This window comes from Trichococcus palustris, from assembly GCF_900114465.1.
GTDB lineage: Bacteria > Bacillota > Bacilli > Lactobacillales > Aerococcaceae > Trichococcus > Trichococcus palustris.
The window spans coordinates 47420-65142 of record NZ_FOTD01000011.1 but is presented as its reverse complement, the minus strand read 5'-3'; the positions used below and the strand labels follow the sequence as shown (position 1 = coordinate 65142).

General features: G+C 41.6%; 14 protein-coding genes, 1 pseudogene and 1 other annotated feature. Of the genes and pseudogenes, 2 read left to right on the top strand and 13 right to left on the bottom strand.

Features of this window, described 5'->3' with window-relative positions; all coding sequences use genetic code 11:
* Positions 1–73: 73 nt before the first annotated feature.
* Complete coding sequence (gene mmuM, locus BM101_RS08655) at positions 74–994, bottom strand: homocysteine S-methyltransferase (RefSeq protein ID WP_087033484.1); 921 nt, start codon at positions 992–994, stop codon at positions 74–76.
* Positions 984–2393: an amino acid permease gene (locus tag BM101_RS08650; RefSeq protein ID WP_177194455.1), complete on the bottom strand. Its 1410-nt coding sequence runs from the start codon at positions 2391–2393 to the stop codon at positions 984–986. The genes mmuM and BM101_RS08650 overlap by 11 nt, the downstream gene beginning before the upstream one ends.
* Before the next feature lie 53 nt (positions 2394–2446).
* Positions 2447–2674, bottom strand: a binding site (T-box leader).
* Positions 2675–3268: 594 nt separating this feature from the next.
* Between BM101_RS08650 and BM101_RS08640 the strand changes: the two genes are divergently transcribed.
* Positions 3269–4255: an HAD family hydrolase gene (locus tag BM101_RS08640; protein ID WP_177194454.1), complete on the top strand. Its 987-nt coding sequence runs from the start codon at positions 3269–3271 to the stop codon at positions 4253–4255.
* Between the two features lie 337 nt (positions 4256–4592).
* Here the strand turns inward: BM101_RS08640 and BM101_RS08635 are convergent, their stop codons facing one another.
* The 7 genes from BM101_RS08635 to BM101_RS08605 all read right to left on the bottom strand — a co-directional run bounded on the left by BM101_RS08635 (position 4593) and on the right by BM101_RS08605 (position 12788).
* On the bottom strand, positions 4593–5339 hold the full coding sequence (locus BM101_RS08635; protein WP_087033481.1) for an SDR family oxidoreductase: 747 nt from the start codon (positions 5337–5339) through the stop codon (positions 4593–4595).
* Positions 5340–5586: 247 nt separating this feature from the next.
* Positions 5587–6594 (bottom strand): NADP-dependent oxidoreductase, encoded by a 1008-nt coding sequence (locus BM101_RS08630; protein ID WP_087033480.1) that lies wholly within the window; start codon positions 6592–6594, stop codon positions 5587–5589.
* A 23-nt stretch (positions 6595–6617) separates the two neighbouring features.
* Positions 6618–7685, bottom strand: a complete 1068-nt coding sequence (locus BM101_RS08625) for an alkene reductase (protein ID WP_087033479.1) — start codon at positions 7683–7685, stop codon at positions 6618–6620.
* A 136-nt stretch (positions 7686–7821) separates the two neighbouring features.
* A complete protein-coding gene (locus BM101_RS08620; protein ID WP_087033478.1) occupies positions 7822–8574 on the bottom strand; it encodes an SDR family NAD(P)-dependent oxidoreductase in 753 nt (250 codons plus the stop codon).
* Positions 8575–8598: 24 nt separating this feature from the next.
* Complete coding sequence (locus BM101_RS08615; RefSeq protein ID WP_087033477.1) at positions 8599–9195, bottom strand: TetR/AcrR family transcriptional regulator; 597 nt, start codon at positions 9193–9195, stop codon at positions 8599–8601.
* 545 nt (positions 9196–9740) lie between these two features.
* A complete protein-coding gene (locus BM101_RS08610; RefSeq protein WP_087033476.1) occupies positions 9741–12161 on the bottom strand; it encodes a flavocytochrome c in 2421 nt (806 codons plus the stop codon).
* A 27-nt stretch (positions 12162–12188) separates the two neighbouring features.
* Complete coding sequence (locus BM101_RS08605; protein ID WP_087033528.1) at positions 12189–12788, bottom strand: NADPH-dependent FMN reductase; 600 nt, start codon at positions 12786–12788, stop codon at positions 12189–12191.
* Between the two features lie 182 nt (positions 12789–12970).
* Between BM101_RS08605 and BM101_RS08600 the strand changes: the two genes are divergently transcribed.
* Positions 12971–13918: a LysR family transcriptional regulator gene (locus BM101_RS08600; RefSeq protein ID WP_087033475.1), complete on the top strand. Its 948-nt coding sequence runs from the start codon at positions 12971–12973 to the stop codon at positions 13916–13918.
* On the opposite strand, the gene BM101_RS08595 is transcribed toward BM101_RS08600, so the two are convergent.
* The 4 genes and pseudogenes from BM101_RS08595 to BM101_RS08580 form a co-directional block, all read right to left on the bottom strand.
* Positions 13895–14827 (bottom strand): FAD:protein FMN transferase, encoded by a 933-nt coding sequence (locus BM101_RS08595; protein ID WP_087033474.1) that lies wholly within the window; start codon positions 14825–14827, stop codon positions 13895–13897. The genes BM101_RS08600 and BM101_RS08595 overlap by 24 nt on opposite strands.
* 167 nt (positions 14828–14994) lie before the next feature.
* The gene (gene fic, locus BM101_RS08590) at positions 14995–15597 is read right to left on the bottom strand and encodes a protein adenylyltransferase Fic (RefSeq protein WP_087033473.1); all 603 of its coding nucleotides are present in this window, start codon (positions 15595–15597) and stop codon (positions 14995–14997) included.
* Positions 15598–15936: 339 nt separating this feature from the next.
* Complete coding sequence (locus tag BM101_RS08585) at positions 15937–17079, bottom strand: hypothetical protein (RefSeq protein WP_087033472.1); 1143 nt, start codon at positions 17077–17079, stop codon at positions 15937–15939.
* A 97-nt stretch (positions 17080–17176) separates the two neighbouring features.
* Positions 17177–17459 (bottom strand): annotated as a pseudogene (locus BM101_RS08580) (protein adenylyltransferase Fic); the annotation flags it as partial.
* Between the last annotated feature and the right edge of the window lie 264 nt (positions 17460–17723).

Sequence of the window (17723 nt, the reverse complement as noted above, 5' to 3'; positions counted from 1 at the left end):
CCCATCATCCTGTATTTCTTAAGGATGATGGGTTTATTTTTTTAGCTTATTTCAACCAGCCGAATAACTTTATCTAAAGTATGGCAGCAAAAGTTTCCTTCAACAAACTGATTTCTTTTGAGGATGTGCAGCAACAGCCGCCGATCCATTTGCAGCCTAGTCCATGCCATTTCAATGCTTCGTTTGAGAACACTTCGTCCACTGCGTGACTGTGCGTCCAAGCTTTTGTAGCGGGGTCATAGATTGCTCCTGAATTTGGGTAGGCAACCAATGACTTGGTCGCATTTTCCTTAAGATACTCCAAAGCCGGTAAAACTAAATCAGGTTGCACACAATTGACGCCGTAGGCAATAATTTGCCCGGACGACTCTGCCAGTTGCTGGAAAACGCGCAAATCGGTCCCGTCACACAAATGGTATGCGTCTTTCAAGGTTACCGTCAGCCAGGCTGTCGCTTTGGGATGTTGGGTCAGCAATTCAATCAAAGCCTGGATTTCCGTTAGATCCGGAATGGTTTCGAAAGCCAATAAATCGGGTTCTGCCTCCAGCAAAAGTCCGAACCGTTCGCGATGGAAATCAACCAATTCGGTCTGCGACAGTCCATAATTGCCTCGATATTCAGAGCCGTCCGCCAAATAGGCACCGTATGGCCCGATCGAAGCCGCCACCCATTTTTCCTGTGTGCCTTGGCTTTTCGCTTGTGCCTGTTTCGCAAGCTGAACCGTTTTTTTGATCAAAGCCCGGCTCTCTTCGGTTGTATGACCCAACCGCTCAAAACCGGCTACCGTCGCTTGATAGCTCGATGTAATAGAGATGTTTGCCCCTGCATCGTAATAGTTCTGATGCACTTTTTCGATTTTCTGCGGTTCGTTCACTAATGCTTTTGCAGTCCACAATTCATCGTTCAGATCCAAGCCTTGTTCCTCCAGTCCCAAAGACATGGAGCCATCGATAAGGATCACTTTTTGGTTCTTTTGCCAATCTCTAAAATTCATCTGAAAGCTCACCTACTTCTTGATTTTCAAATGCAACGGAATCTCTTTTGCTGAAGAAGAATTGGTAATAGAAGAAACACAAGATTGTGAATGGGATGCCGATAATCAAGGCAATCCGCTGGTTCGGATCAAAAGCGATGCCGATGATCGACACGGAGCAAAGGATAATGACGAGCCACGGAACGATTGGATAGAATGGTGTTTTGTAATCCAGTTCTGCCAGCTTATGCCCCGATTTCAGATAGTGTTTCCGGAAATTCAGTTGTGCCCAAGCGATGCTCAACCAAACGGCCACGACCGCGAATGCCGAGATGGATACGAGAGCAAGGTAAACGGTGTCTGCAGAATAAATGCTGGAAAATAGGGAGAGGAGTCCGCCCAGAATGGTCAGGAGCAACCCATAGATCGGCAACCCGCGCTTTGATAAGTTAGCGAACCGTTTCGGCAACGTCCCAGCATTGGCCAATGACCAAAGCATTCTCGATGCGGCATAGACACCGGAGTTCGCACCGGACAGGATCACGGTGATCAGCACGACATTCATGATATCGGCGGCATAAGGAATCCCTAGTTGGCTCAGAATGAAGGTCACCGGACTTTCATCTAAATTCGCAGCAGCATCCGGAAGCAGCGCACCAATCACAACAATAGTTCCGATGAAAAGGACCACCAAAATGACGATTGTCTGCAGGATCGCTTTAGGGATATTTTTCTTGGGATCCGCCGTTTCGCCAGCGGCTACGCCGATCAGTTCCGCACCTGAAAAAGCGAAGTTAGCTGAAAGTATCGCCAAGAAAACAGAGCCTGCTCCTTTCGGGAACCAACCATTTTCCGTCAAATGATGAAAAAGCGGCGCCGTTTCGCTTCCCTGGATCGGCAAAAATCCAAAAATGCCGCCCAGACCCAGGATAAGGAAAATTGCCAGTGCAAGCACTTTGATCAAAGACATCCAAAATTCGCTTACGGAAAACCAACGCACATCTATAATGTTTGATAATAAAATTATGCCTATGAAAAAGATGCACCAGATCCAAGTCGGAATACCGGGGAACCAGCGCTGCGACAAAATCGCCAAGGTGATAAATTGTGAACCCAATGACACTGTCCACGTCAACCAATATAGCCAAGCCACCACGAATCCGACTCCGGGATGGATATATTTCGAAGCATAGTTGTGGAACGAACTTGTGCTGGGTTCATGGACCGACAATTCGCCCAAGCACATCATGACTAGCGTCACCAATAATGCCCCGATCAAATACGCAATAATGGTTCCGATCGAACCCGTCGTTTGAATCAAATACCCCGAACTCAAAAAGATTCCGGTTCCTATTACCCCACCCAATGAAAGCATAACCAGATGTTTCGAACTCATTTCTCTAACAAAAGATTGTCCCATAATTTTTCCCTCCAAAATGTATTAAAATATATAAAAAAAAGCACTCCCCCTATCGAAAGGGCGAATGCTCGCGTTACCACCTTAATTCATAATCAAAAAGATTATCTCTGCAAGGGACTATCATCCCTCCACGCTCTAACGGGCGTACCCGTCACCTGCTAAGTTTCCCTCACACGTGATAACTCAAAGACCATTTTCGCTAATGCCGAAACATCTGCTCTCACCGTTCGCAGACTCTCTGTGGTTTCTTTCTCAACTACTTATCTCATCAAAGTTTCATATATTTTTAACAAATATACAGAAACTGTGATCGTTTGTCAATTATTTTGTATATTTTTTACACATACTTTCATTTCCTGGCGAAACGGCCCTCACCGATAATTCGGGCGCGTCCTGGTCGCTGTTTCTCGGCGAACCGTCTCTCGCCGGGAGAGTGCCGTCAATCGTCTCAGTATTTCCCGTCGAGGTAGTCCCCATCGGGAAATCGGGTGCGGTTGCCTCGCCTTTCCCCGGTGAGGCGGCCCTCTATGGATATTTCGTAAAGTTCCGGAGTCGCTAACCCGCTATCTCCGCAGCCGAGAATCAGTCCAAACCGGTGGATAAATTTCCGCAAGTGTTTGAACCCGTTATTTTGGAGTTGAATATTACTTTTTTTCATGTAATGTTGCGAGTGAGAGAACCCCTTTCTAAGGAAGCATGATGTGAAAATAATTTCTTTTACAAGTTCTCCTGATTCTAAATTAGTCAAATTGTCCGATGCTGCTTTTTCGTGTATGCAGAGGAATCCGCGTTTCGATCTGAAGCAGTGACCTCTCATATTTTTATTTTTGGTTATAAGTGCTATTCTATATGTTAGTGTCATGTGTAATAATAAATTGGAAAACAATAAATCTTTTGATGAAATAAGGGAAGCTTTGAATATAAAAAAGACGGAGGATAAAATAGTGACAATAAAAGCGATCGTATGCGATATGGACGGAACGCTACTCAACTCAAATGGTGAAATAGATGGAAAAACACTAGATAAGTTGATAACTCTTCAGCAAAACGGAATAAAATTAATTCTGGCAAGCGGCAGAAGTTATCTCCGCTTATTGCCTGACGCATTGAAATTGGAAATGGACAAAAACAATGGTATGATCATCGATGTGAACGGAACCTCCATCTACAATGTCAGTACCGAAGAAAGAAATAGATTAGGTATTTTGGATACTGAAGATATCAAGAAACTCAATGATTACTTTTCGCTCTTCAATGTGGAAATCCAATACAGTCAAGACGATACGGTTTACACATACTTGCCTGAAAAAATATACACTCTCAAAAAGAATATTCGCGGTGAAATGAAGCTTCCGCAAGACTATCCATGGATGGGAGGCATGTTCGGTTGGTTATGTGACACGCGGGATGGCTATCCAAACCAACATATGATTCGCGATATTAATTTATCACCCGAATATTGTAATAAAATGTCCGTCGTGCAAGACCCACATTACATGGAATTCATCAAAGAAACTTTGACCAATCATCCCATATACGGTGATTTTGAATTCGTTTTTTCTGATGAGAGAAAAATGGAAATTACCTATAAAAACATCACCAAAGGAAATGCACTGGATGAATTGCTGCAACTATCAGGCATAGAGAATGATGAAATCGTAGTATTTGGGGATAGCGAAAATGATATCTCCATGTTCCATGAGAAAAAATTCTCTGTCGCAATGAAAAACGCCCTTCCTTCAGCGCAACAAAATGCAAATTTCGTTACAAATACGAATGATAATTTTGGAGTCTTTAATATGTTGACGCAATTAGAAGAGCAAGGGCATATTCAGTCCCTACCCTCCAGTTGTCTAAAATAATGTGAATTAATAAAGACCCAGGCAAAGCTCATCAAGTAGATGAGTTTTGCCTGGGCCTTTTACTGTCATCTTTCAGAATCTCCGGTGAGACGGGTCTCGCCGGGAATCGTCTCTGTTCCTCTCGCTCTTTTCCGGTGAGGTGTTCCTCAACGGAGATTCGGCTCTGATTACTGTGCTGTCTCCCGATGAAGCAAACCCCGCCGGGAAATCGGGTGCGGTTGCCTCACGTCCCTCAGGTGAAGCAACCCTCATAGGAGATCCGGCCCACACGCTCCAAAAAATGAAAAAGAAAATCCTCCGTACCCTAACGGTACAAAGGACTTGCTTTCGTTAGTTATTACCAAGGTTGGATAGTCGGTCCGATCGTAAATTCGTTTACGTTGGTGTCCCCGGGCTGATCGATTGCGAAGGCGACCACATTGGCTACGCGATCTGGGCTGATGCCGAATTTTTGATAAATCGCGCCCATATCTTTGGAAGTCTTCTCGTCACTGATGGTTTCAAGCAATTCAGTGTTGATCGCAGCCGGATAGATTGTGGCCGTTCTGATATTGGTGCCTTCCATCGCGGATTCCATGCGCAGCACTTCCATCAGATCGCGGACTGCCCATTTTGTGGCGCCGTAGACTGCTCCGCCCGGGTACGCCTTAAGGCCGGCAACGGAGGATGTGGTGATGACATGACCGAATTTCTGTTTCGTGAATTCCGGAAGGACCGCTGCAATCCCGTTCAGCACGCCCTTGATGTTGACGTCCACCATTTGATGCCAATCCTTCGTTTTCAGCTGCGATAAAGGCGAGTTCGGCATCACGCCGGCATTCAGGAAAATGACATCCACTTTGCCGAATTTTTCTTTTGCCAAATCAACCAATTTTTGGTTGTCCTCGATTTTGGTGACATCCGTAACATGGTAGACAGCTTCCCCGCCGCCCTGAACGATTTCGTCCACTAATTGCTTCAATTTTTCTTCTCTCCGTGCGCCCAACACTAATTTAGCGCCTTTTCTCGCCAATAATCGCGCTGATGCTTCACCGATTCCGGATGATGCCCCCGTGATGATCACTACTTTGTCTTTGATTGTCATAATCTTCATCCTTTCCATTTTGTCCCGGTATTATCCTTGAAAAATCGAACAGCGTCCTTCTCATTCTGCCAACTGCTTGTCCATTTTTATTATAACACCGGGAACTTTCTTTAGGCTTACTGAAACCTTACACCTTAACCTTCAGGTGAAGTCAAGAGATGAAGGCTGGAAAGTGATACTATGATGAGGATCGTGATAATGTGCCGCTTTTTCTTCTGTACCTATACGTCCTCACTTCTGGTTTTTTTCAATCTGAAATCTTGATGACAACTTTCCCTTTAGGATGGCCACTCGACACCAGATTCAACGCTTCATTAACTTGACTTAAAGTAAATTCAGTTGAATCGACAGCCGGGATAATATTATTTTCTTCTATGATTTTTGAGATTGCTTCCAGCTGTGAGCCGTTGGAACGAACAAATATAAAACGATACACGACACCCTGTTTTTTAGCTTTCCGATCAAATTTAGCCCCTGCTAACGCAAAAAGGTGTTGTTTCCATTTTGGAAATCCATGATCTTTTGCAAACTGTTTATTTGGTCCTGTTCGAAGGCTCAACAACCTTCCTCCAGGTTTGATTATCGATAATTCACGATCAAATTCAGCAGCACCGAGTGTATCAATGACAAAATCCACTTCCTTCAGCACTTCCCAATAATTTTCTTTCGTATAATCAATGTATTGAGTGGCACCGGCGGCGAGGATCTGTTCACGAGCAGATGGATTTCCGGATACAATGACGGTCAGTCCCATGGCTTTGGCTATGGGAACAGCCATTTGTCCAAAACTTCCTGATCCACCAGGGATGAATACCGTTTGCCCAGCTTTAGCATTTAGTTCCTCATGCAATCCTTGATACGCCGTTAGACCAGTTAAGGGAGCGGCTGCCCCTGTAACAAAGTCGAGATTCTCAGGCAAATACCAAATTGCTTTAGCGTCAACGGCGACATATTCAGCAAAAGCGCCTATTTTCTCTAACGGAAGTCGCGTATAAATCGCATCACCTTTCTTAAATTCTGAGACAGATTTCCCAACCTCAGAAATAATCCCTGTTAACTCATTGCCGATCGTTAGAGGCATATCGTAATCTTGAATTAATTTGACGCTTCCTGTCATGTTTAGCATTTCCAAATGATTAACAGCTGCTGCCTTTACTTTCACTAAAACTTCGTGATCACTAATCTCCGGTATAGGGATTTCTTCGATTTCAGCTTTCATTTCTTTCGAGTATTTCTTAATTTGAGCTGCTTTCATATCAACATCTCCTTTTACTTTACCTATCTTACTGCATATGTAGGATAATCTGTATAACCATCACTACCTTCTCCAGCGTATAAGGTTTCAGGTTTGACTGGGTTCAAGGGATAGCCGTTTTTTAATCGATCAATAAAATCCGGGTTAGCTAAAGCCCATTGGCCAACTGATGCAAGATCCGCCGCTCCTGCTTGAATATCTTTATCCAAATCCGCTAAAGCTCTTCCAGCCCGATTTACAATTAGGGGGTTCTCCCAAATCGAACGTATGTCTTGCAATAATTCTTCTCCACCTGCATGCATCACATGTAGATAAGAAAGGTGTAACGCATTGAGTTCTTTCACAAGATAACGATAGACATCCGGGCCGAGTGTTCCTTCGTCAATCCCGCCAAGAGGACTTTTTGGAGATATTCTAAAACCAACTCTATCTGCACCTATTTCATCTACAACGGCTTTAGCCACCTCTATAGCAAAACGAGCACGATTTTCAACAGTGGCTCCGTAGCTGTCTGTTCTAAGATTCGAATTTTCTCCCAAAAATTGGTGTATAAGATAACCATTTGCACCATGGATTTCTACGCCATCAGCCCCTGCCTCAATCGCTGATGCTGCTGCTTTGCGAAAATCTGCAATTGCACCTTGAATTTCTTCCTCAGTCAATTCGCGGGGAACGGGTACTTCTCTCATGCCTTTTGCAGTAAAAATCGGAACGCCTGGTGCAACCGCTGAAGGTGCGACTGCTTGATGATGATCAGGAGTATTTTCTGGATGTGAGATGCGTCCAACATGCATCAACTGAATATACATAGAACCTCCAGACTGGTGTACGGCATTCGTAACAGTTCTCCATCCTGCTATCTGCTCCTGAGTATAGATTCCTGGAGTGAATAAGTAACCTTGGCCCTCAGCTGATGGTTGTGACCCTTCACTAATAATCAAGCCCATTGAAGCACGTTGCCCATAGTATTGGGCTGCTAGCTCTCCTGGTACACCATCTCCTTGCGCTCTGCTTCTTGTCATTGGTGCCATTACTAGTCGGTGTGGCAATTCGATAGTGCCTACCTTTGTTTTGTCCCATAGTTTTGTCAATATGTTCACTCCTCGTATACTTTATTATTTTTTAGTCACCCTTTTTCTTCCTGCTGGTAACTTCATTCAACTATCTATTTCCCTTTATTTTAGAACGAACATTCTCAAATAAGTAAAAAAAATATGTGTTCCGTGATTAAAAATTTTCTAGAATCGGATAAATTTGATCCCTTAATCCAAATTCATAATTACCATCAACAAGTCCAATAACTTTATCACTATCGTAAACAGCCATCATAAACCCAGCCATTTCTCTAGCTGTATGAAATTTATCAAATTTTGACTTGTAATCAAAGTTTTGAACATTATTTGCATTGTTTACAAATTCTGTTTCCGTCATAGCTGGTGCTAATATTTTAGCTGTCAATTTTGCATTTTGTAGTTTGAGTTCTCTGGCAAGACCTTCTGTAAAAGCACTGACATAATATTTTGAAGCAGAATATACAACACTTCCTAGTGAAATAGCATATCCCAAAGCGGATGAGACATTAATCAATTGTGCGCCCTCTACATCAGCATAGTCTCTCGCATATAAGGCCGACAAAATCGTTAATGAATCAATATTCACCCGTAACAGGTTTTCTACCTTATCTAAGTCTTCATCAATTATCATTGAGGAATCCCCTAATCCTGCATTATTGATCCATGTCTCAATTTGATAATCTTTTAAATTATGGTATAAATCATGGGCTTGCTTTGTATCAGACAGGTCACTTGTTTGTATAATGACATCCAGATTGGAATCAATACCTTTGATTGTTGACTTAAGTTCTTCCAGTTTGGACTCTCTTCTTGCGACAACAATCAAATTCTTTCCACGTCTTGCAAATGCTAATGCTGTTTCGTATCCTATCCCTGAGCTAGCGCCTGTGATAACTGTGTATTTCATAGTTGTTTTTCCCCTTTAAATTTTTTAAGATTGCTTTGATTGATCATTTTTCAATATGGATAGCGTCATATCAATCGTCGCATCTAACTCTTTTTGATTAGCTGCCATTTTCACTGATACTCTCACACCAATAAGTGCGTTATGGATATAACGTGAGAGTTCGCTAATATCAAATGAACTTGCAACTTCCCCTTTTGCTTGTCCTTTACGCAATAGATCCGCTATTAATTTTTCAGTCTGCTTAAAAGCAGCTTTTATTCTTTGAGACACTTCGTCATCAAGTAATGATAATTCTACTGCCGTGTTGACAAGTAGGCATCCCTTCGGATAGGTATTATCAGAGTAGATGGCGAGTTCAAATATTTTTCTGATGGACTCAACAGTTGTCATGTCTTCTGTTATTTGTTTCTTAATTTGAGAAGTGATAAGCGATTCGTAACGTTCCAAAGTTTGGACAAAAAGAGAATGTTTATCTCCAAATGTATCGTATAAACTCCTGCGATGGATCCCCATCTGATCTACCAAATCCTGAACCGAAGTTTTTTCATATCCTTGTTTCCAAAAAATTTCCATCGCTTTATCCAAAGCTTCTTCTTCATTAAATTCTTTACTTCTAGCCATGACTATTTCCCTCCTTTCAAAATTTGATGCTCTTTTTACCAGATATGAACAACACTAAAAAAGTGTTACCTTCTTTTTAGAATGAACGTTCTCAATATAAAATACCACTTCATATTGATTTAGTAAAGAAAATCATCATACATCTCAACGAATCGTCTAAATCTGGCTATTCGCGAGACGAATTTTCCGATGAGCCTCGCTGGGAATTCGAGCCCCGTTCACATCGCTACAGGCGACCTCTTCGGAATTCGAGTCTGTTCGTCATGTTAATCTCCGGTGAGCGAGTCCTCATCGGAGATTCGGCTCTGATTCCTGTGCTGTTTCCCGATGAACCAACCCTCACCGGAGATTCGAGTGCGTTCGCGTCGCTATTTCCCGGTGAGACATCCCTCGCCAGAGATTGACGTCCAAAATCCACCGTTCTTTCAGGAAATATTCTTATTACTACTATCAAAAACGATAAAAAAGAGCGAAGAGATGGGTTCCCCCTTCTCTTCGCTCTTCGTTCGTTCATAACCGCTCTTCTTATTCAGCAATCAGTATGATTATCTATTTTTCGCAGCATTTTTTCCTGCGATACGTCCGAATGTGAAAATATCCGCTAAAGCATTACCGCCTAGACGGTTACCCGCGTGGATTCCTCCAGCGACTTCTCCGGCCGCATATAATCCTGGAATAATCGTGCCGTCTTTTGTCAACACATGTGTTGCTGTGTCGATTCTCAATCCACCCATTGTGTGGTGGACGGCCGGTTTTCTCGGTGTCGCATAGAATGGTGCAACTTCTACTTTGAGGTCAAACACGTTTTTACCGAATTCAGGATCTTCACCTGCATCAACGTAGGAATTATATTTGTTGACGGAATCCACGAGAATTTCTGGTTCGATCCCTATTTGTTCAGCTAGCCCTTCAATCGTATCCGCACGATAAAGTATGCCTTCTGCTACTTCTTTATCGATTTTGGCTTGGTTGGTGTTCATAGCTGTCTTCTTGATTTCATCATCCGCAATCAAGTAGAATAGTCCGCCGTTATCAATCGCTGCTTGAGTCAACTTATCACGGCTTTCGTATTCGTTGACGAAACGCTTGCCTTCCTGGGTCACCATGACAAAGTTGGCAGGTGGTACTTGGAGGCCTGTGAAGAGCGCGCCTGTGTTCGGGTCGGATACAGGCATCATTTGCGTGAAGCCCATGCCTACCAAATCAGCACCAGCACTTTCGCCCAACTTGATGCCGTCACCCGTGATTGCTGGTGAGTTGGATGTCTTGATGTCATCGTCAATCTCGCTCCAGAAGGTGTTGTACTGTTTCAGCATCTTGGTGTTGGCACCAAAGCCACCCGTTGCCAGGACAACCGCACCAGCATGGACGGTCACTTTTTTATTCCGAGGTCCGCCTGCGATGACGCCAACCACTTTCCCGTCCTCAATCAACAATTCTTTCACCGGTGTGTCGGTGATGATTTGACCGCCATTTTTTTCGACAAATTTTTGGAGAGCCGCTATAAAGGCATAGCCTTGGTTTTCCTTTGGCTTGTGGCCACGACGCCACATCATACCTACCGGCATTTCGACTTTATCCCAATCGAATGCGACGCCGATTTCTGCCAGCCATTTCACTGCATCAGGGGCATCATCCGTCAACGTTTTTACCAAATCGTATTGGCCATAGATGACATTCCCTTGCAGGTCAGTCCGTTTGCCGCCCAAATAAGTCTGGATGCGATGCCAGATGGTGGAATCAAAGAGATATTTATCTTTGCCATCGACTTCAGCAAGGTAGTCCTGGATTTGATTTTTCAGAATCCGGAAGTCTGCTAGATACTCTTCATCAATCTCGGACTCATCCATATGCAGCATTTTTTCCAGGGTGGAGTCTTCCCCGGGAAGTGCAGCAAATTTGTTTTGCCATTGCGGATCAGCCGCACCCAATGGGCCGCCTGTGCGGACGGTGTTGCCGCCGATGGCAGGGAATTTTTCAAGCAAGATGACGTTCTTTCCTTCTTGCAGGGCCGTTGCCGCCGCGCTTAATCCGGCCCCGCCACCCCCGATAACCAAAACATCCGTGGAAAGTTCCACTTCTTCCGGTTTTGGCTGACTACCAGCTTTCGGACGTTTCTTCAGGATGTCAGGATTTGAACCGGCTAATTTGATCGCTTCCGCTACCCCGTCAATGACCCCGTGGCTTGTCACCGATGCCCCGGAGATGATATCGACATTCAACGTTTGACCCTCAATGATTTCTTGAGGGATGCGCGTGAAGACAATATCGGCAATCCCTACGGATTCACCTGAGGAATCAATGTCAATCGACTCGATGCGGTCACTTGATAAAGTAACGACCATTGGCAAATCACCATTGTGGCCAAGTGCTTTGACGGTATATTCCCCGGGTTCGAATACGACATCTTCCGGCAGATTCAAAATATTGGCAACATCCGTAAAGCGCATGAATTTCCTGAAACAGCTCTCCAGGAAATCGATCGTCCCTTTATTTGTCAAATCGCCTTTTTCATCGAATGCTTCATGCGCACGCCCCAGCAGGAACTCGTTGCCTGGCATAACCGTTGCATTGACCCCTGGAGCATCCAATACTTGGCGCAAGTGCAATTGCGCGCGGGAAGACCCTTGCACATCATAGGATGCGCCGACGATCATCACCGGTTTGCCATCGAATGGATGCACTTTGAAGGATAACCACTCCAACACACTTTTCAACGCCGAAGGGATCGAGTGATTGTGTTCCGGTGTGGCGATAATGACGCCGTCAGCTTCTTCAATCTTCTTGCAAAAGAACTGAACCGGCTCACTATCCGTCTGATCATCCGTTTCGTTAAAGAACGGCATATCTTTTATTTCCAATACTTCAATTTCAGCTGTATCGGCAAAATGTTTTTCCATAAATGTTAAAAGCAGACGGTTATATGAAAATTCTGCATTCGTACCAACTATTCCGACAAATTTCATGTAGCTTTCCCTCCATCACTGCTTGAATTATTTCCAAGAAAAATCTTTATTCTGTACTTTGCGAATATGATGCTCTTTCAATAAAGCATTCGTTATCTCAACGAATAAAACAAATTCCTCAAAGCAATCTTCTAATTCTGCTATTTTTTCTCGATCCACCAAATTTCCTTCTTCGTCGAACGCTTGAAGGGAACGACCAAGCAGAAATTCGGCACTTGGCATAATACGTGCCTTCAATTCGGGTGCATCAAGAATTTGTCGTAAATGTGCTTGCGCACGGGATGAACCTAAAGAACCATGCGAAGCGCCCGTAATCATAACGGGTTTATCGATAAAGGGTTGCACACTATATGATAGCCATTCAATGACACTCTTCAGCGCTGCCGGAATGGAGTGATCATACTCCGGTGTACTGATGATCACACCGTCTGCAGCTTCAATTTTTTCTGCAAGTTCTTGAATGCCTGCAGGTGCTGTTTTATCCTTCGGTTCGTTAAAAGCAGGCAAACCTTTAATTTCACAGATTTCAATTTCCGCTTTATCGGCAAAATGTTTTTGGATGAACTGCAACAGCTTCCGGTTTGTAGATTGATCTGAGTTTGTACCAACGATTCCAATAAGTTTCATTGCCATAAGTCCTCTCTTTTGCACATTATGTGATGATTCGAGCATATAAAAAAGTAATGAAAATTGCTTTTCGATAGTCCAATCATAAATCTTATCAACTTATTTGTGAAATATTTATTTTGTTATGACCCTATAAGTAATTTGTTATAATGGTACTATCAATAATAAAAGAAGGTATGATTATGCCCCACATGAAATCGCCATACACGCTTCAATATATCGACGCCTTATTAAAACATGGGAATTTCACGAAAGCTGCAAAAGACTTATATATTTCCCAACCTTATTTGACGCAAACAATCAAAAAGATTGAAAAAGAATTGGGTACAGAAATCATCAACAGAAAAAGCCCGCAAATCCAACTGACAGATGCGGGAAAAATTTATTATCAATATTTGGAAACGATCGAAGAGGAAGGCGATTTTCTAATAAGAAAACTCGCAAAATATACAAAAACAGACAATCCTGCCATTCGAATCGGCATATTGCCGAGTTTAGCAACGTATATACTGCCGTTGGTTTTGCCGACATTTATGCGAAACTATCCCGAAACGCCCTTATCCATCAATGAAGATTTGCCGAAAATCAATGAAATAAAGGCGATAAATCAGGAATTGGATTTCTACATTGGACAAAATCCCGAATCCGTTTCCCCTTCATTGATCACACATGATTGCGGCCATCAAACCTATTATGCCATTATTCCCAAATCCTCTGATTTATATCAAGCAGACAGGCGCTTATTGGCCAAGGGCACAATCCCTATCGATAAATTGCTTCAGCAAAAATTAGTGCTTACTACCAGCGGTTCCGCGATTCGGCGACAAGTTGATCGTTTGCTGCAAAGGTATAAGATCACACCACATATTGCTTTGGAAAGTTCCAATATATATACGGTAGCTGAACTGGCGAAAAATGATGTTGGCGTTGCCTTCGTACCGGAAGGATTGCTTACCAAATCGAAAGCCATAGAATATAACTTATATCCCATTTCGACCGACCTCATCTCCATAGAATATTTCATCGCGTATTCAGCCGCTAAAACATTGACGCCCACTCTGCATGCATTTGTGGAGACGTTTGTCCATGAGATCCGCGCTCTCACACTACCTGATGATCTGAGAGGATAAAGATTTAGAATACAGTAACCTGCCATCTTTTGTTATGACGATGCCGCTCAATCCCTCCTGATCATTCAGAGTCGCTATAACTTGTTCCGGTTTTTGGGCAAACAGCCTTGTTGTCCAGATTTCACCATCAACTGATTTATCGGAAACAACCGTTATGCTGGCGATATCTGTTTCCAGAGGGTATCCGGTCCGGCTGTCAAAGATATGATGGTAGGTTTTTCCATCGACTGTAAAGGTGCGTTCATAAATGCCCGAGGTCACAATGGATTGGTTTTTGGACTTTAGGGCCAGCACGAAATTTCCTCGCGTCTTCATCGGATGTTGAATGCCGATGCGCCAATAGCCGTCTTCATGCTGGGGCGCCTCCCCGTATGTTACGACATTCCCGCCCAAATCAATAATAGCCGATTGAACCCCCTGGGAGATGAAATACTCCAAAATCTTATCCGCAAAATACCCTTTGGCAAGGGCACCTAAGTCAATCGCCATACCGGGTTGTGCCAAGTATACCGTCTGTTTTTCCTCATTGAGGATAATATTTTCGGGCTGAATTATTTTCAATTTTTCTTTTATTTCTTGCTCAGACGGCCGCTTTGCATCTTCAAATCCGATGCGCCACAATTGAACGAGCGGTCCGACGGTGATATTCAAAGCACTATCACTCGGCAAACTATGTGTTTTGCCGAGTGTTATCAGTTCAAATAAGTCCTTATCGACTTGAACCGAATTTTTTCCTGCTTGTTCATTAATTTTCATTAAATCGGAATGTTTATCATTCGCACTAAAACGTTTTTCATATTCACTCAATCGGTTTTCTGCATTTATCAGAATATCTCCGGGATTGTCATGTTGGATCCACAGTTGGATGACGGTGCCCATCAAATGGATTGTTCGTTTCTCTTCTCTCATTTAGTTACTCTTTTCTGTAAGGTTGGCATTTCACAATTGATGACTGATGTCTAATCTTATTCTCTAGTGTCTCAGCAATCCCATTCTACCTATTGAGTGGTTGGACTGAGTCAATTTCTTAGACACGATTTGAAAAAAGTACAGTCTTTCCAACATTCTCTTCACCTTTATAAATCATCAACAGTATATTCTGTATATCCCTCGTAATAATAACTGACATCTATGCCTTTCATGTACACTTCTCGATCGTCAATTGATGAAGTCAAAGCATTGCTGAGCAAGTATCTTATCTCTAAGTCGTTGACGGGACTACGTTCCATTGCAGACAGATAATTTTCCTTATAGATCAAGTTCCAGTCAACAACTTTCTTGAGTTCTTTTTTCAAAATCAAATCCAACCAAATACGTGTGCTGCGTCCATTCCCTTCACGAAAAGGGTGAGCAATGTTCATCTCTACATATTTAGTCACAATTTCCTCGAGGGTAGATTGCGGCATTCTTTCAATATGATTTAAAGACGCTTCCAGATACATTACTGGCGCAAATCTGAAATTTCCCTTCGAGATGTTTACAGTACGAGTCTCCCCTGCAAAATCATAAATATCGCCAAATAAATATTTGTGGATATCTTTTAAGCCTTTGTATGTGCCGACTTCCAGATCATTGATATCACCCGAATCATATAAACGCTTAGCATTAGCTTTGCTGATTCTTTCTTCCGCTTTCGCTAACTCTACTTGGTTCGTAATTCCAAATTTATTGTCTAACATACATTAGGCTCCTTTCAAGAAAAATACGCTGTTTCAGCTGATAAAACTATTATAGCTTATCGTCTACTTGTACACTTTAGGCAAAGAGAAAAGATCTCCATCTTGAATTGAATTAGCTTTCAATAGAAACAAAAAGATCGAAATGCTGATATTTCAACGTTTCGACCACCTAGTATTCCTTACAATGACTCTTTCGGGAAGTACGAAGGTTAAAAAGGTTATTATTTCAATTCTTATAGTAAACTAAACTCACTAGATAATACTATAAAATATTATTAGGTATCGAATGGAACAGAAAATATCGTTGCAAAAAAGCATGTAGAGAAGTTATTTGAAAAATTAGTTTACTATTCCATGATAGAAATCAACAAATTCAATTTCCACTTTTTCATTATAATACTGTAATTTAGTTTCAATCTCGGGCCAAACAACTCCAGTAAGAATTGAAGTAATATCCATCCTAGAGATTGTTGTACAATAATTTCCATACATATGAACTTTACCGTCTTCTATACATATCTGTGTTATTCCTCTATCCCAAAAATCAAAAACAGACAATTTATTTTTAGCATTTGGATTATGAAATACCCATAGCCCGTCAGTTAAAATCTCTGGCGATTCAGTGGTCGTATACTGAACTTTGAATCTCATACTTTCGTCTAAAAAATCCTGATATAAATTAAAAACATCATTCAACTTATAGTTTTCATTTTGCGAACGTACTAATGCTGTCAATTTTCCTATTGTGCAATTTGAGGTAAAAATAACAGCTGAAACATCATCATATTCTTTTGAGTTAAAAATATCTAAAGAAATTTTTGCATTAGTTTCTTTTTTCCGAATAAAATCTTTCTTAATAAAAGTATTGTTGTCTTTTGAATAGTACATTCCATATAGTAGCGCGATGATTCCAAATATATATTCTCTCCCATAATTTACTTGATCATAAGAACTGAGAGCGATTACATAGGGATTTTGATTAGAAACCCAGCTACAATTTCTGTAGTCTTTTTTATATTTTTCAGATTTAGTTCTTAATGAATTAGAATATCGAACTATACATTCGTCAAGCTCTTGTTCAAAATCTGGAATCAATTGCGGCGGAGTAAACATACTACTTATATTTTCAAATGTCCTTGAACTCTCCGGATCACCACCGTATCTAATATTTGCAACTGTCGCCTCAACATAAATCTCTGTACCCAAATTTGAAGATTTTAAAATAAAATCCGGACGATTATGCGTAAAATCAACATTAAAATTTAATTCTTGAAATACTTTAAAAAGAAATATTTCCCAAAAACTAGAATGAAATGTTGTTTGGAATTCTTTAACAATTTTATTATCTCTATCTTGAAAACCACTGAACCACTCATTGAGTAGGTGACGATGAAAAATAAAATTTGAGTTATCTCTTAGCATTAGAAACTTTGGATGCAAAGAATTTTTTATTGGAATACTTATAAATAAATCATTTTCCATGTAGAGTCCCCCCACTATTTAGAATTTTAAAAATAGATACAAGATACTTAGGCCTTTAATATTCAACATCTATTTCTAAGTTTACACTCATGGTAAATTGCGGCATTTTATCGATATGATCTAAAGACATTTAGTAAGTACATAACTGGCACAAATCTGAAATTTCCCTTCGAGATATTTTCAGTACGAGTCTTGCCCGCAAAATCATAAAAATCATCAAACAAATATTTGTGAATATCCGCAAAGCCTTTGTATGTGCCGACTTCCAGATCTTTGATATCACCAGCATCATATAAACCTTTAGCGTTAGCTTTACTGATTCTTTCTTCCGCTTTCGCTAACTCAACTTGGTTTGTAATTCCCAATTTATGGTCCAACATGCTCAGGCTACTTTACATAAAAACACTATGGAACGAACCCATTGAGTGCTTACTATCAATCAACATTGACACTTCCCCGATATAGTAGTATACCCCAATATGTGGTTTATTTTCCTGCACTGTTTAGTCTAAAAGTCAGCATTGGCGGTCTCTTCCCCCAAAATATCTACAGTAAAGAGAGCTAATTTCTACTGATGGCTAGTAGGTTATAAAGCTTGTTAAATCAACGGTCTCTTTCTATAGCTGTATATCTATTTCTGATAA

What these genes read in the sequence shown, in the direction of transcription:
- mmuM (WP_087033484.1), bottom strand. Translation starts at nt 994, where the DNA reads ATGAATTTTAGAGATTGGCAAAAGAACCAAAAAGTGATCCTTATCGAT.
- BM101_RS08650 (WP_177194455.1), bottom strand. Translation starts at nt 2,393, where the DNA reads ATGGGACAATCTTTTGTTAGAGAAATGAGTTCGAAACATCTGGTTATG.
- BM101_RS08635 (WP_087033481.1), bottom strand. Translation starts at nt 5,339, where the DNA reads ATGACAATCAAAGACAAAGTAGTGATCATCACGGGGGCATCATCCGGA.
- BM101_RS08630 (WP_087033480.1), bottom strand. Translation starts at nt 6,594, where the DNA reads ATGAAAGCAGCTCAAATTAAGAAATACTCGAAAGAAATGAAAGCTGAA.
- BM101_RS08620 (WP_087033478.1), bottom strand. Translation starts at nt 8,574, where the DNA reads ATGAAATACACAGTTATCACAGGCGCTAGCTCAGGGATAGGATACGAA.
- BM101_RS08615 (WP_087033477.1), bottom strand. Translation starts at nt 9,195, where the DNA reads ATGGCTAGAAGTAAAGAATTTAATGAAGAAGAAGCTTTGGATAAAGCG.
- BM101_RS08610 (WP_087033476.1), bottom strand. Translation starts at nt 12,161, where the DNA reads ATGAAATTTGTCGGAATAGTTGGTACGAATGCAGAATTTTCATATAAC.
- BM101_RS08605 (WP_087033528.1), bottom strand. Translation starts at nt 12,788, where the DNA reads ATGAAACTTATTGGAATCGTTGGTACAAACTCAGATCAATCTACAAAC.
- BM101_RS08600 (WP_087033475.1), top strand. Translation starts at nt 12,971, where the DNA reads ATGCCCCACATGAAATCGCCATACACGCTTCAATATATCGACGCCTTA.
- BM101_RS08595 (WP_087033474.1), bottom strand. Translation starts at nt 14,827, where the DNA reads ATGAGAGAAGAGAAACGAACAATCCATTTGATGGGCACCGTCATCCAA.
- fic (WP_087033473.1), bottom strand. Translation starts at nt 15,597, where the DNA reads ATGTTAGACAATAAATTTGGAATTACGAACCAAGTAGAGTTAGCGAAA.
- BM101_RS08585 (WP_087033472.1), bottom strand. Translation starts at nt 17,079, where the DNA reads ATGGAAAATGATTTATTTATAAGTATTCCAATAAAAAATTCTTTGCAT.